The 13,558-nt window shown below is 63.1% G+C and carries 15 protein-coding genes; 2 read left to right on the top strand and 13 right to left on the bottom strand.

What is annotated here, in order from left to right:
* Positions 1-4: 4 nt before the first annotated feature.
* Positions 5-880: a protein-L-isoaspartate O-methyltransferase family protein gene (locus ACODTZ_RS14210; protein ID WP_489026457.1), complete on the top strand. Its 876-nt coding sequence runs from the start codon at positions 5-7 to the stop codon at positions 878-880.
* Between the two features lie 6 nt (positions 881-886).
* Here the strand turns inward: ACODTZ_RS14210 and cimA are convergent, their stop codons facing one another.
* The 7 genes from cimA to cysS all read right to left on the bottom strand — a co-directional run bounded on the left by cimA (position 887) and on the right by cysS (position 7,295).
* Positions 887-2,500: a citramalate synthase gene (gene cimA, locus ACODTZ_RS14205; protein WP_489026455.1), complete on the bottom strand. Its 1,614-nt coding sequence runs from the start codon at positions 2,498-2,500 to the stop codon at positions 887-889.
* Between the two features lie 198 nt (positions 2,501-2,698).
* On the bottom strand, positions 2,699-3,655 hold the full coding sequence (gene pip / locus ACODTZ_RS14200; RefSeq protein WP_489026453.1) for a prolyl aminopeptidase: 957 nt from the start codon (positions 3,653-3,655) through the stop codon (positions 2,699-2,701).
* Positions 3,652-4,128 carry a GFA family protein gene (locus ACODTZ_RS14195; RefSeq protein ID WP_489026451.1) on the bottom strand — a complete coding sequence of 159 codons (477 nt, stop codon included), beginning with the start codon at positions 4,126-4,128 and terminating at the stop codon, positions 3,652-3,654. The genes pip and ACODTZ_RS14195 overlap by 4 nt, the downstream gene beginning before the upstream one ends.
* A complete protein-coding gene (locus ACODTZ_RS14190; RefSeq protein ID WP_489026612.1) occupies positions 4,125-4,595 on the bottom strand; it encodes a GFA family protein in 471 nt (156 codons plus the stop codon). The genes ACODTZ_RS14195 and ACODTZ_RS14190 overlap by 4 nt, the downstream gene beginning before the upstream one ends.
* Before the next feature lie 14 nt (positions 4,596-4,609).
* Positions 4,610-5,089: a GFA family protein gene (locus tag ACODTZ_RS14185; RefSeq protein WP_489026449.1), complete on the bottom strand. Its 480-nt coding sequence runs from the start codon at positions 5,087-5,089 to the stop codon at positions 4,610-4,612.
* Positions 5,086-5,454 (bottom strand): endonuclease domain-containing protein, encoded by a 369-nt coding sequence (locus ACODTZ_RS14180; RefSeq protein ID WP_489026447.1) that lies wholly within the window; start codon positions 5,452-5,454, stop codon positions 5,086-5,088. Before ACODTZ_RS14180 ends, ACODTZ_RS14185 begins: the two co-directional genes overlap by 4 nt.
* A gap of 434 nt (positions 5,455-5,888) precedes the next feature.
* A complete protein-coding gene (cysS, locus tag ACODTZ_RS14175) occupies positions 5,889-7,295 on the bottom strand; it encodes a cysteine--tRNA ligase (RefSeq protein ID WP_413393493.1) in 1,407 nt (468 codons plus the stop codon).
* A 432-nt stretch (positions 7,296-7,727) separates the two neighbouring features.
* On the opposite strand from cysS, the gene ACODTZ_RS14170 reads away from it, so the two are divergent.
* Positions 7,728-8,399: a glycoside hydrolase family 25 protein gene (locus tag ACODTZ_RS14170; protein ID WP_489026610.1), complete on the top strand. Its 672-nt coding sequence runs from the start codon at positions 7,728-7,730 to the stop codon at positions 8,397-8,399.
* Between the two features lie 10 nt (positions 8,400-8,409).
* Here the strand turns inward: ACODTZ_RS14170 and ACODTZ_RS14165 are convergent, their stop codons facing one another.
* The 6 genes from ACODTZ_RS14165 to ACODTZ_RS14140 all read right to left on the bottom strand — a co-directional run bounded on the left by ACODTZ_RS14165 (position 8,410) and on the right by ACODTZ_RS14140 (position 13,555).
* Complete coding sequence (locus tag ACODTZ_RS14165) at positions 8,410-9,150, bottom strand: SDR family NAD(P)-dependent oxidoreductase (protein WP_209233101.1); 741 nt, start codon at positions 9,148-9,150, stop codon at positions 8,410-8,412.
* A 70-nt stretch (positions 9,151-9,220) separates the two neighbouring features.
* Positions 9,221-10,711, bottom strand: coding sequence for an amidophosphoribosyltransferase (gene purF / locus ACODTZ_RS14160; protein ID WP_111561102.1), 1,491 nt, complete (start codon positions 10,709-10,711; stop codon positions 9,221-9,223).
* Between the two features lie 146 nt (positions 10,712-10,857).
* Positions 10,858-11,481 (bottom strand): CvpA family protein, encoded by a 624-nt coding sequence (locus tag ACODTZ_RS14155; RefSeq protein WP_047513382.1) that lies wholly within the window; start codon positions 11,479-11,481, stop codon positions 10,858-10,860.
* A 93-nt stretch (positions 11,482-11,574) separates the two neighbouring features.
* Positions 11,575-12,978: a DNA repair protein RadA gene (radA, locus tag ACODTZ_RS14150; protein ID WP_018898771.1), complete on the bottom strand. Its 1,404-nt coding sequence runs from the start codon at positions 12,976-12,978 to the stop codon at positions 11,575-11,577.
* Positions 12,979-12,987: 9 nt separating this feature from the next.
* The gene (locus ACODTZ_RS14145; RefSeq protein WP_489026443.1) at positions 12,988-13,248 is read right to left on the bottom strand and encodes a type II toxin-antitoxin system RelE/ParE family toxin; all 261 of its coding nucleotides are present in this window, start codon (positions 13,246-13,248) and stop codon (positions 12,988-12,990) included.
* Positions 13,241-13,555 (bottom strand): type II toxin-antitoxin system ParD family antitoxin, encoded by a 315-nt coding sequence (locus ACODTZ_RS14140; RefSeq protein ID WP_489026441.1) that lies wholly within the window; start codon positions 13,553-13,555, stop codon positions 13,241-13,243. Before ACODTZ_RS14140 ends, ACODTZ_RS14145 begins: the two co-directional genes overlap by 8 nt.
* Positions 13,556-13,558 lie beyond the last annotated feature (3 nt).

Raw genomic sequence — 13,558 nt, 5'->3', positions numbered from 1 at the left:
GACCGTGGATGAAGCCGAGCTGAAAATCTGCCGCCGTGCTTACGCCCTGCAAATGCTGGCCAAAGCCGGTGTCGATGAAGATGATGAATTGCTGAACGCGTTCGCCACTGTGCCGCGCGAGGATTTCCTGGGGCCGCCGCCGTGGAAAATGCGGGACTGGAAGCGCTACGTGGACGTGCCCTCAACCGATCCGGTCGTTCTCTATCAGGACCTGCTCTTCGCGCTCCAGGCCGATCGCCAGGTCAACAATGGCAGCCCCAGCCTGCATGCGGGCGCCTTGCACCGGCTGGCGCTGCGCAAGGGCGAGACCGTCTGCCACATCGGCGCCGGCAGCGGCTATTACACCGCCATCATCGCCGAAATCGTCGGCGAGACCGGCCGTGTTGTGGCCGTCGAGTTCGACGCGGAACTGGCCGGGCACGCCAGGCGCAATCTCGAGCGATACGCAAATGTTGAGGTCATCAACGGAAACGGTCTCGAATGGCCCCGCGAGCCGGCGGATGCCATCTACGTGAATTTCGCTCTACACCACCCGGCCGAACCGTGGATCGACAAGCTCGCGGACGGCGGGCGCCTGCTCTTTCCGCTTGGCACGCCCGCCATGGGCGCTGAAGGACGGCTGCTAGGCGTCACCGCGCAGGCCGCCTTCTTCCTCATCAGCAGAGAGGAACATGAATTGAGCGCCCGCTTCCTGCAGCCGGTCAATTTCGTATGGGGCGAGGGGATCTCGGGCGATGTCTCCACCTACGCCGCGCTTGATCGCGCCTTCCACGCCGGCGGGCTCAACCGCATTCACGCGCTGCGCTGGAATGCGGCCAAGACGGAGCAGGAGTGGTACTCGCAGGAGCGCTGGGGCCTCGTCATGGCTGCGCTCCATTGAGCGTTTCTATTCGGCGGCGATCTTGCCCGCCAGCTGCCGGTTCTTCATCAGCTTGTAGATGACGGAATCCATCAGTGCCTGGAACGACGCGTCGATGATGTTCTCCGACACGCCGACCGTCCACCAGCGCACGCCATCGCTATCGGTGGATTCGATCAGAACCCGGGTGATCGCTTCCGTGCCGCCATTGAGGATACGCACCTTGAAGTCGGCCAGAACCAGGTCGTCGATCTCGTGCTGGTACTTGCCGAAATCTTTGCGCAGCGCCAGGTCGAGCGCGTTGACCGGGCCATCGCCCTCAGCCACCGACATGATGGTCTGGCCATCGACGCCGAGCTTCACGACGGCCTCGGAAACGATTTTCACCTTGCCGTGCGAATCGAAACGCCGCTCGACCATCACCCTGAAGCCCTCGACCGAGAAGAATTCCGGGATCGTGCCGAGCGTGCGGCGGGCGAGCAACTCGAAGCTGGCATCCGCACCTTCATAGGCATAGCCGGAGGCTTCGCGCTCCTTGACCAGCGAGATCAGCCGGTCGAGCTTCGGATCGTCCTTGCCCACCTCGATGCCGCGCCGCTTCAGCGCGTTGATGAAGTTCGCCTTGCCGCCCTGGTCCGACACCATGACCTTGCGGAAGTTGCCGACGCTCTCGGGCGTCACATGCTCGTAGGTGCGCGGGTCCTTCAAAAGCGCCGAGGCATGAATGCCGGCCTTGGTCGCGAAGGCGGAGGCGCCGACATAGGGCATCTGGTGATCGGGCGAGCGGTTCAGGAGTTCGTCGAAAGCATGCGACAGCCGCGTCAGGTTGAGGAGACGCTCGGGGTCGATGGCGGTCGTGAAGCGCGAAGAGTAGGTTTCTTTCAGCGCCAGCGTCGGGATCAGCGTCACCAGATTGGCGTTGCCGCAGCGCTCGCCGATGCCATTGAGCGTGCCCTGGATCTGCCGCACGCCGGCCTCGACGGCGGCGAGCGAGTTGGCGACCGCCTGGCCGGTATCATTGTGCGCATGGATGCCAAGACAGTGCCCGGGAACGCCGGACGCGATCACCGCTTCGACGATCTCACGGACCTCGGGCGGCTGCGTGCCGCCATTGGTGTCGCAGAGCACGACCCACCGCGCGCCGGCATCATGGGCAGCCCTCGCGCAGGCGAGCGCATACTCAGGATTGGCCTTGTAGCCATCGAAGAAATGCTCGCAATCGACCATCGCCTCTTTGCCGGCCGCGACCACGGCTTTTACGCTTTCGGAGATGCTCTCGAGGTTCTCCTCGTTGGAACAGCCGAGCGCGACCTTGACGTGATAGTCCCAGCTCTTGGCGACCAGACAGACCGCATCGCTCTTGGCCTGCAGCAGGCTGGTCAACCCCGGATCGTTGGAAGCCGAAACGCCGGCGCGTTTGGTCATGCCGAAGGCGACGAAGGAGGCGTTGCGGGTGCGTTTTTCGTTGAAGAAAGCCGTATCCGTCGGGTTCGCACCCGGATAGCCGCCCTCGATGTAATCCAGCCCGAACTCGTCCAGCATGGTGGCGATGGCGATCTTGTCCTCGACGGAAAAATCGATGCCCGGCGTCTGCTGTCCGTCGCGCAGCGTGGTGTCGAAGAGATAGATACGGTCTTTCATCGCGAAGCCTCCCAGGCCTTGAATGCTTTCATGTGGGGCACCCCCCTCTGTCCTGCCGGACATCTCCCCCACAAGGGGGGAGATCGATTTGTGGCGAGCGGGTGCGCCCAGCCAATCTCCCCACCTGTGGGGGAGATGCCCGGCAGGGCAGAGGGGGGCGTACACCCACCGGCGTCAGCTCATTTGCTCCGGAGAACCTTACTTCCCCGCAAACATATCCGTCGCCCGAATCAGCCTGTCGAGGATCCCCGGCTCCGAATAGGCATGCCCCGCACCCTCGATCAGGTGGAAATCCGCCTTCGGCCAGGCCTTGTGCAGCGCCCAGGCATATTTGGCCGGGCAGGGCATGTCGTAGCGCCCGTGAACGATGAGACCGGGAATGTCCTTCAGCTTGTGCGCGTCGCGCAGAAGCTGACCTTCCTCCATCCAGCCGGCATTGACGAAGAAGTGGTTCTCGATGCGCGCGAAGGCATAGGCGAATTCGGCGTCCTCGAACTTGCCGCTGGTCGAAGGCTCCGGCATCAGCGTGATCGTCTCGCCTTCCCAGATGCTCCAGGCCTTGGCGGCTTCCAGCCGCACCGCCTTGTCCTCATGCGTCAGACGGCGGTGATAGGCATGCATCATCTCGTGCCGCTCGTTCTCAGGGATCGGCGCGATGAAGCGCTCCCATTTGTCGGGAAACATCTCGGAGACGCCGAACTGATAGTACCAGTCGAGCTCGGCCTTCGTCAGCGTATAGATCCCGCGCACGATCAGCTCCGACACGCGCTCGGGATATTTCTCGGCATAGGCGAGTGCCAGCGTCGATCCCCAGGAACCGCCGAACACCTGCCACTTGTCGGTGCCGGCCATCTCGCGCAGCCGCTCTATGTCGGCAACGAGGTGCCAAGTGGTGTTGGCGGTGAGATCGGCATGCGGCGTCGAGCGGCCGCAGCCGCGCTGGTCGAATAGCGTCACGTCGTAGAGCGCGGGATCGAACAGCCGGCGATGGCTCGGCGCGATGCCGCCGCCGGGGCCGCCGTGCAGGAAGACTGCCGGCTTGGCGCCCGGCGTGCCCGAGCGTTCCCAATAGATCACATGCCCGTCGCCGGCATCGAGGTGGCCCGATGCATAGGGTTCGATTTCGGGATAGAGCGTTCTCAGAACTTCGGTCATATTTTCACGCCTTGGGCTGGCCAGATATTGGTATCGTGATCGGGATGCTGGAAGGAGATGATCGCCTCCTGCCGCGCGTAGAAATCCGGGTCGGTATGAACCGGCTGGTCGAAGATGGTCTCGACCCAGGGGATGCGTGCCTCGTAATTCACCTGGATCTGCGGCGCGAGATCGTTGCGATCGTCGAAAGTGCCGATCGCAAGCTCGAGCCCGCCCGGATGCCGGTAGATCATCGGCGTGCCGCAATCCTTGCAGAAGCCGCGCTCGATGTTGATGGACGACTGGAAATAGCTCGGCGCACCGCGCGTCCACTCCATGCCCTCTTCCGGCGCCGTCACCAGCGCCGAGAAGAACCCGCCGAACTGCTTCTGGCACATGCGGCAATGGCAGATGGACGGTCGCCCGAGCTTGCCCGAGATACGAAAACGCACTGCGCCGCATTGGCATCCGCCGGTTCGGATGGGTTCGCTCATGATGATGCTCCAGATGGCCATTCGGCCGTGTCGTGGTCGGGATGTTGATGATTGCTCGCGGCAATCGCATTCTCGCGATCGGGCGTCTCTTCGTCGGGTTCGATCGGCAGATTGTCGAGGTCGTGAAACCAGCGCATCTTGAGCCCGGTATTCGATTGCGCCACCGGCTTGACTGCCTGCGGATCGTCGAGCGTGCCGAGAACGAGATTGATGGTATCGGCCTCCGGCGCGTCGTAGAACAGCGGCGTCCCGCATGCCGCGCAAAAGCCGCGCCGCACGAGATCTGAGGATTGAAACCACGCCGGCTCCCCGCGCGTCAGCGCAAACTCGGATCGCCTCGCTGCCGCCAGCGGCATGAAGTAGTTGCCGGAGGCCTTCTGGCACATGCGGCAATGGCACAGATGCGGATAGCCGAGTTCGCCCGCCGCGCGATAACGAACCGCGCCGCACTGGCATCCCCCACTCATCGCCGCTGTTGTCGTCACGGACGCTTTTCCTCGGGCCAGGTTGCGGTGTCGTGGTCGGGATGCTGGTAGGAAACGAGATCGAGCACGAAGGGTGCTGCCTCGGCATCGTCTTCGGTCACGCGGGCCGGCAGTTCGTGCAGGTGGTCGACGAACTCGATCTTGCGCTCGGTGCCGAACTGGATCACCGGTGGCAGCGCCGAGGGATCGTCGAAGGCGCCGGCTGCAATCGCGATCCCATCCGGCGCCTCATAGGTCAGCGGCGTACCGCAATCGGCGCAGAAGCCGCGCTCGACGACGTTGGACGACTGAAACCGCTTCCGCTCGCCCCGCGTCCATTCAAGCTCGGCGCCACGCACCGACACCAGCGGCGCATAATAGGCGCCGAAGGCCTTCTGGCACATGCGGCAATGACAGATCGAGGAGTCCTTGAGCGTCCCCCGGACCCGGAAACGGATCGCGCCGCACTGGCAGCCGCCGGTGTAGGTTGAGGTCATGAGCTGTGCCTTCCTATGATCGTGAGGATATGCAGGCAGACATTGTCGATGTTGTGCAGCACGTCGTCGTTCCAGAAGCGCAGGACTGTCCAGTGATCGGCCTCCAGGCGACGCGTCCTTGCTTCGTCATAGACAGCGTTCGGTTCGCGCGCGTGCTGCGAGCCATCGATCTCGACGATAAGCCGATGCTGAGGGCAGGCGAAATCGACGATGAAGCCGGCGACGGGAACCTGTCTGCGAAAGCCGAGGCCCATCAGCCTGTGGGCCCGTAGTTCGTTCCAGAGTTTGAGTTCGGCGTCTGTGAGCGCCTTGCGCATGCGCTTGGCGTTGGCGCGGCGCTGCGGGGGAACGGGGGCATGGGTCATGGCATGCTCCTTCGTTAGCGCAGCGGGCGTGTTACCCCCCTCTGTCCTGCCGGACATCTCCCCCACAAGGGGGGAGATTGGATAGTAGCGATGACGCTGCCCAACGCAACGTTGCATGGATTCGATGCGTCGATCGTTGGGCGATGTCTTCACGCCCAGCCGATCTCCGCTTGCATTGGAGATGACTGAAGCAGCGGGCGTCACATGCTCCTTCGTCAGCGCAGCGGGCGTGTTACCCCCCTCTGTCCTGTCGGACATCTCCCCCACAAGGGGGGAGATTGGATAGTAGCGATGACGCTGCCCTAAGCAACGTTGCATGAGTTCGAAACGTTGATGGCTGGGCGATGCGGCCACGCCCAGCCGATCTCCCCCCCTGTGGGGGAGATGCCCGGCAGGGCAGAGGCGGGTATCGCGAGCCGCAGCGCTGACCATGGCTACCGCTTCACCTCCCACGTCGTCACCCGCTCGCCGGTCGCCGCGTCCTTGCCGTCCTTCAGCTGCACGCCCTCGGCCAGCAGCGTGTCGCGGATCTTGTCGGCCTCGGCGAAGTTCTTGGCCTTCAGCAGTTCCAACCGCGCCTTCACGCGCCGGTCGATCTCGATCGCCACCGCCTCGTCGATCTCCGCCATCTCGGGCAGAAGCCCCAGCAGGGCGGCACTGGCGGCGTAGGTCGGCAGCAGCGATTTGTCGGCGTTGGCTTCCTGGGCCAGCGCATGCAGCGCCTGCACGGCAGCCACCGTGTTGAGATCGTCGCGGAGCGCGCCGAGGACCGCCTCAGACGGAGCGGCGTCGCCGGCGTCCGCCGCCGGCCACTTTGCCAGCAGTCGTTCAGCCTCTTCCAGCCGCTTGACCGAAAAATCGATCGGCTCGCGGTAATGCGTCATCAGCATCGCGAGACGCAGCACAGCGCCCGGCCACTTGCGACCGCCGAACTTCTCCGTCGCCAGCAACTCGTTGATGGTGATGAAATTGCCTTCCGACTTCGACATCTTGCGGCCTTCGACCTGCACGAAGCCGTTGTGCATCCACACATTCGCCATCACCTCGGTGCCATGCGCGCAGCGCGACTGGGCGATCTCATTTTCATGGTGCGGGAAGATCAGGTCGAGCCCGCCGCCATGGATATCGAAGACGTCGCCGAGATAGCGCTGGCTCATTGCCGAGCACTCGATGTGCCAGCCCGGACGTCCACGGCCCCATGGGCTTTCCCAGCCGGGTTCGCTGTCGCTGGAGGCCTTCCAGAGAACGAAGTCGCCGGGGTTCTTCTTGTGCGCGTCGACGGCGATGCGGGCGCCCGCCTGCTGTTCGTCGAGCGGCCGCTTGGAAAGCTGCCCGTAATCAGCCATCGACTTGGTGTCGAACAACACCTCGCCCTCGGCCTCATAGGCATGACCACGCGCAATCAGTCGCCCGATGATCTCGATCATCTGGGCGATATTGTCGGTCGCGCGCGGCTCCACCGATGGCTCAAGGCAGCCGAGTGCCGCCACGTCCTCGTGGAACTGCCGCGCCGTCTTCTCGGTCACGGCATGGATCGCGTCGTTGAGCGAGAGGCTCGGATGATCGCGCAGCGCCCGCGCGTTGATCTTGTCGTCGACGTCGGTGATGTTGCGCGCATAGGTGACGTGGTCGTCGCCATAGACGTGCTTCAGCAGCCGGAAGAGAACGTCGAAGACGATGACGGGGCGGGCGTTGCCGATATGGGCGAAGTCATAGACGGTCGGGCCGCAGACATACATGCGCACATTGTCGGCGTCGATCGGCTGAAAGACCGTCCGTTCGCGCGTCAGCGTGTTGTACAGCTTGAGTTCCGGCGTCTTCGATCCCGACTGGCCGTCCATGTCTATTCTCCCAAAATGCCATAATCCGAAAAACAACGTATCGCCGCCGGCGGGCCGGGGCGTTTGTCATCTTGGCTTATTGGGAGACGAAAACGGCCAGGCCAGCGAGCGCGCTAGCGAATAATCTTCCGGCAGATAATGCAGGTAACCGTCTTCATGGCGGGTTTTATGGCCCGGCTTCGGGCGTTGGTCAAGGGGGGTGAGACGCGGTCGGGCTGAGCGCGAGCAATCGATCCAGCGAATCGATTGCAGCGTCGAACGCCCGGAGCGCAAGCGAAGGGCCGGGCGGTCCAGACATCGCTCAAGCTCGCCCTATATCAGGCAGCAACGATGGGCAAAGCGGAGCCACCATTGAAGCGAATAAACCAGGCATTGCTCGCCGCCATCCTTCTGGCTGTGGCCTCAGTCGCCTATCTGGAATACGATCGCGCCATGGCCCCTTTCTCTCCTCCCTCGCTCACCGATTATCCGATCCAGGGCATCGACATCAGCCATCATCAAGGCGCAATTGACTGGAGGGCGGTGGCGGCGCAGCCGAATGTCCGTTTCGCCATCATGAAGGCGACGGAAGGCGGGGACCACCGCGACACCCGCTTTGCCGAGAACTGGCAGGCGGCGAAGGATGCAGGCATCGTCAGGGGCGCCTACCACTTCTTCACCTTCTGCCGCCCCGGCCGCGATCAGGCGCAGAATGTGCTGGCGACGGTGCCCTCAGAACCGGGAACGCTGCCAATTGCCATCGATCTCGAATTCACCGGCAATTGCGGCAAGGTGCCGACACGCGAGGAGCTGAGCACCGAGCTCCAGGCTTTCTTCGCGGATCTGAACGGGGCCTATCCCGGCAAGCCGATCTTCTATCTCGATCAGCCCTTCTTCGATCAATATCTGAAGGGGCACGAGGAGATGTTTCCAGCGCATCATCTCTGGCTGCGAAGCATCGCTGAGGAGCCGTGGGTGGGAGATTGCTCGATATGGTCGATCTGGCAGTTCGCCGATACCGGCGGCGTTGCCGGCATCCAGGGTCCTGTCGATCTCAACGCGCTATGCCCGGACGAGCCCGAACTGTCGGACCTCTTCCAGACAGCAGCGCAAGCGTCGCGGTAGCCGAAACGGCTTAGCCAGGCATCTGGTAGCCGACGAGCTTGTTTTCGCGCACGATGAACAGCTTGCCTGTTTCGGTGTAGTCGGGAGCGAGAAGCGGCATCATCGCCTTGGCGACCTCGGACGGGTGCGGCAGCGTTTCCGGATCTTCGCCCGGCACGGCCTGCGCGCGCATCGCGGTGCGCGTGGCGCCCGGATCGACGCTGGTGACGCGAAGAGGCGTGCTCTGCGTTTCGCCAGCCCAGGTGCGCGCCAAGGCCTCGACCGCAGCCTTGGAAGCCGAATAGGCGCCCCAGAACGGGCGGCAGCGATGGGCGGCGGCGGAAGAGAGGATAACGGCGCGTCCGCCTTCGGAGCGCGTCAGCAGCGGATCGACCGAGCGGATCAGCCGCCATGTCGCCGTGACGTTGATCGTCATCACCTTCTCGAACACCTTCGCCTCGATATGGCCGATCGGCGAGATCACGCCCAACACGCCGGCATTGGCGACGAGAATGTCGAGCTTGCCCCAGCGTTCGAAGATCGAGGCGCCGAGCGCGTCGATGGCGTTCATGTCGGCAAGGTCGAAGGGAACGAGCGTCGCCGAGCCGCCGACGGCCTTGATCGCGTCATCGAGATCCTCGAGGCCGCCGACCGTGCGGGCGCAGGCGACGACATGGGCGCCGGCCTTGGCCAATTCGAGTGCGGTGAAATAGCCGATCCCGCGCGATGCGCCGGTAACGAGTGCGACCTTGCCGGTGAGATTGACGCTCATTGTAGCCTTATCCGTATGCGCCGGGAGGCGAGGGGCGCGGTCGGCCCCTCGGTCGAAAGGTCAGTCGAGATCAGCCGTTGCTGGCCATGACGGCGAGCTTGCGGACATTGCTGGTGCTGTCGTTGTCGAGCAGGCGGGTTGGGTAGTCACCGGTGAAGTAGTGGTCGGTGAACTGCGGATTGGCGGCATCGCGGTTCTCGCCGCCGACGGCGCGGTAGAGGCCATCGATCGACAGGAACTCAAGCGAGTCGGCGCCGATATAGTCGCACATCGCCTGCAGGCTCGAATACTGGTTGGCGAGCAGCTTGTCCGCATCGGGCGTATCGATGCCGTAGAAATCGGGGAAGTAGATCATCGGGCTGGCGACGCGGATATGCACTTCCTTGGCGCCGGCATCGCGGATCATCTGCACGATCTTCAGCGAGGTCGTGCCGCGAACGATCGAATCGTCGACGAGCACGACGCGCTTGCCTTCGATCATCGCGCGGTTGGCGGAATGCTTCAGCTTCACGCCGAATGCGCGAATCTGCTGCGTCGGCTCGATGAAGGTGCGGCCGACATAATGGTTGCGGATGATGCCGTATTCAAACGGAATGCCGCTCGCCTGGGCAAAGCCGAGCGCTGCCGGGGTGCCGCCATCGGGCACCGGCACGACGACGTCGGCCTCGACGGGAGCTTCCTTGGCGAGGTTGATGCCCATGTTCTTGCGCGCCGTGTAGACGCTGCGGCCGCCGACGACGGAATCGGGACGGGCGAAGTAGACATATTCGAACAGGCAGAGGCGTTCCGGCTTCGGCTGGTCGGCCTTGCGGCTGTCGATGGTGATCGAGCCATCAGGCTGGATTTCACAGATGATGACTTCGCCGTTCTCGACGTCGCGAATGTACTTCGCGCCGATGATGTCGAGCGCACAGGTCTCGGAACAGAAGATCGGCTTGCCGTCGAGTTCGCCCATCACGAGGGGACGGATGCCGATCGGGTCGCGCGCGGCGATCAGCTTGGTGCGGGTCATCGCCAGCATCGAGTAGCCGCCTTCCATCTGGCGGATGGCGTCGATGAAGCGGTCGGAGGAGGAGGTCTGCTTGGAGCGGGCGATCAGGTGCAGCACCACTTCGGTGTCCGACGTCGCCTGGAAGATGGCGCCATCGGCAATCAGCATGCGCCGCATCGTCAGGCCGTTGGTGAAGTTGCCGTTATGGGCAACGGCGATGCCGCCGACTTCGAGTTCGGCGAACAGCGGCTGCACGTTGCGAAGCGCCACTTCGCCTGTCGTGGAGTAGCGCGTGTGGCCGATTGAAATGAAGCCCGGAAGCTTCGCCAGCGTTGCCGGGTCGGTGTAGTGGTCGCCGACGAGGCCCATGCGCTTTTCGGTATGGAACTGCTTGCCGTCGAAAGTGACGATACCGGCCGCCTCCTGTCCACGATGCTGCAGGGCATGCAGCCCGAGCGCTGTCAGCGTTGCGCCATCGGGATGACCGAGAACGCCGAAGACACCGCATTCCTCATGCAGCGTATCGCCGTCGAGTTCGTCGTTGAGCGTGGAGGAATGGGACTGGTTCATTGATGCGGGCCTTTGCTCTCACAAGAATGGAATGGCACTTCCGAAAACGGCGTAAGCCCGGCGGAGCGTGTGCCCGGCCGGACCTTTAGTCGCGTCCCCCTCAAATGGCAACTGCCATAGGCTGGGTCAAGCTGTTGAACACTGCGTCAATTAGACGGCTGCTGTGCACCATTGGCAGGAGCGGGGGCGGCATCTTCGGCCGGCGCCTGATCGGAAGCCGGCGCATTGTCGCCTTCCGCATTGCCGCCCTGCGGCTGTAACATCTTCTCTGCGCTTGCGCGGAGTACCTGCGCGAATTCTGCAGGCAGAACCGACTGCATCTTCACGACCATCGAATCCAGAAATGGCTTCGACTTGGCATTGTTGACCCAGGCCGCGCCATGATCGGCGACCAGCCAGTTCCAGAAGGCGGTGGCGACGACGAGCAGAAGTATGCCTCTTGCCGCGCCAAACAGGAAGCCCAAAGTACGGTCGAGCGCGCCGATGCGGCTGTCGATGATGAAATCGGCGATCTTCATGGTGATGAAGGAAATCACGATCAGCGCGACCAGAAACACGACCGCGGCCGAGCCGACGAGCGCGATGCGGTCATCGTCGGTGTACTTCTTGGCGTAGGGCACGAGATAAGGGTAGAAATAGTAGGCTGCGGCAGCCGAGCCGCCCCAGCTTGCGATCGAGAGCACTTCGCGGGAGAAGCCGCGCACCATGGCGAGCACGGCGGAAAAAAGCACGACGCCGATGACAATACCGTCGAAAATCGTAATGGGCATATAAATCCAACTCCAGGACGGCCGCCAATTCGCAGCTCAGTCGCGCCTCATTGCGTGCATCCTATATCATCACCTGTTGCGGCGATGAAAGGATCAAACCTCTTCTTCCACACGTCTCAAAGCGCCCTTCGAGCCGGCGATCCGGGCGACCAGATCCGGCAGGCTTTCGATCTCGCTCCAGCGCCCACCCGTGCCCTTCGGCAGTTCGGCGGACCCTGATGGAAGCAGCGCTGCAGAAAATCCGAGCTTCTCGGCTTCTTTGAGGCGCTGGTTCGTGTGCGCAACCGGCCGGACGGCGCCCGACAGGCTGACTTCGCCGAAATAGACACAATCGGCCGGAAGGGCAATACCGGCAAGCGACGAAACCAATGCGGACGCGACCGCCACATCGGCTGCCGGCTCTGAAATCCGGTAGCCACCCGCGATGTTGAGATAGACGTCGTGCTGCCCGAGCTTCACCCCGCAATGGGCCTCGAGCACGGCTAAGATCATCGACAGCCGCGCCGAATCCCACCCGACGATCGCGCGTCGCGGCGTACCCAGCGATGTCGGCGCCACCAGCGCCTGCACTTCGACGAGGATCGGCCGCGTGCCCTCGATGCCGGCAAAGACGGCAGCTCCAGGCGATTTCTCGTTGCGCTCGCCAAGGAAGAGTTCGGACGGGTTCGCCACCTCGCGCAGACCCTTGTCCGACATCTCGAACACGCCGATCTCGTCGGTCGGCCCGAAGCGGTTCTTGACGGTACGCAGGATGCGGTAGTGGTGACCGCGGTCGCCCTCGAAATAGAGAACCGCATCGACCATGTGCTCGACCACGCGCGGACCGGCGATCTGCCCGTCCTTGGTGACGTGGCCGACGAGCACCATGGCGGCACCCGTCTGCTTGGCGAACTTGATCATCGCCTGCACGCCGGTGCGCACCTGCGTCACCGTGCCGGGCGCGGACTCGGCGAGATCGCTCCACAGTGTCTGGATGGAATCGATGATGACGAGGTCGGGCCGCTTGCCTTCGGCCAGCGTCGCCAGGATATCCTCGACATTGGTCTCGGCAGCGAGCAGCACATCCGTATCCGCTGCCCCGAGCCGCTGTGCCCTGAGCCGCACCTGCGCCACGGCCTCTTCGCCCGAGACATAGATGATCCTGTGCCCGCGCCTCGAAAGCGCCGCCGCCCCCTGCATGAGCAGCGTCGACTTGCCGATGCCGGGATCGCCGCCGATCAGCACCGCCGAGCCGCGCACGAAACCGCCGCCCAGCGCCCGGTCGAGCTCGGATATGCCGGTATGGATGCGCGGCGCTTCCTCGATCTCGCCGGACAGCGCGGTCAGCGCCACGGGGCGGCCTTTCTTTGGCGTCTTCGCCGGCCCACCGCCGATCCCGCCCATCGGGTCTTCCTCGACGATGGTGTTCCACGCGCCGCAACCCTCGCATTTGCCGGCCCACCGGCTGTGGATGGTGCCGCAGCCCTGGCAGATGAATTGTGTTCTTGCTTTTGCCATGTGGAAGGATCAGTCTTCTTGTTCTGTCTGATAAAAACGCAGGAAATGTGAGGGCTCGATCTTCTGCCGTCCATGCAGTACGGAAAGCCTCTCATCATCAATGAAGAAATAGATACAGCGATTGCGATAAGAGAAAGCCCGCAACCCGGGAATGAACTCGCGCGGACTTCCGGCTATGCCGAGCTTAGCTATCCATTCGATCTTGCCGTTGATGTCATCGAGAAAACGGCGCGCAGCAAGCCCATCGAAGGCTGCAATATGATCATACATGCCGAGAAGATCGTTCAGCGCCTCGAACGACATTTTCAGCTGACGCGGCCGCATTCTTCCGTTCCTCTGCCATCATGAGAATGTGCTTTGTCAGATCTTCGGCGCTTTCGAATGTGATGGCGCGTCCGGCATCGATGTCATCGATGCCCTGTTGGATCAGATGGCGCAGTTCCGGTATCTCGCCTTCTTCGCTGCCAAGCAGTCTCAGCCCTGCCGAAATAACGTCTTCGGCGTTTCGGTATCGTCCGTCTGTTATCTGCTCCTCGATGAAGGTGAGGTCTTGCTCGCTGAGATGGATCTCGGTCATTTC

It is taken from the genome of Rhizobium sp. FG113 (assembly GCF_057809895.1).
The sequence above is the reverse complement of the archived record's forward strand: the minus strand, read 5'-3'. Positions and strand labels throughout refer to the sequence as shown.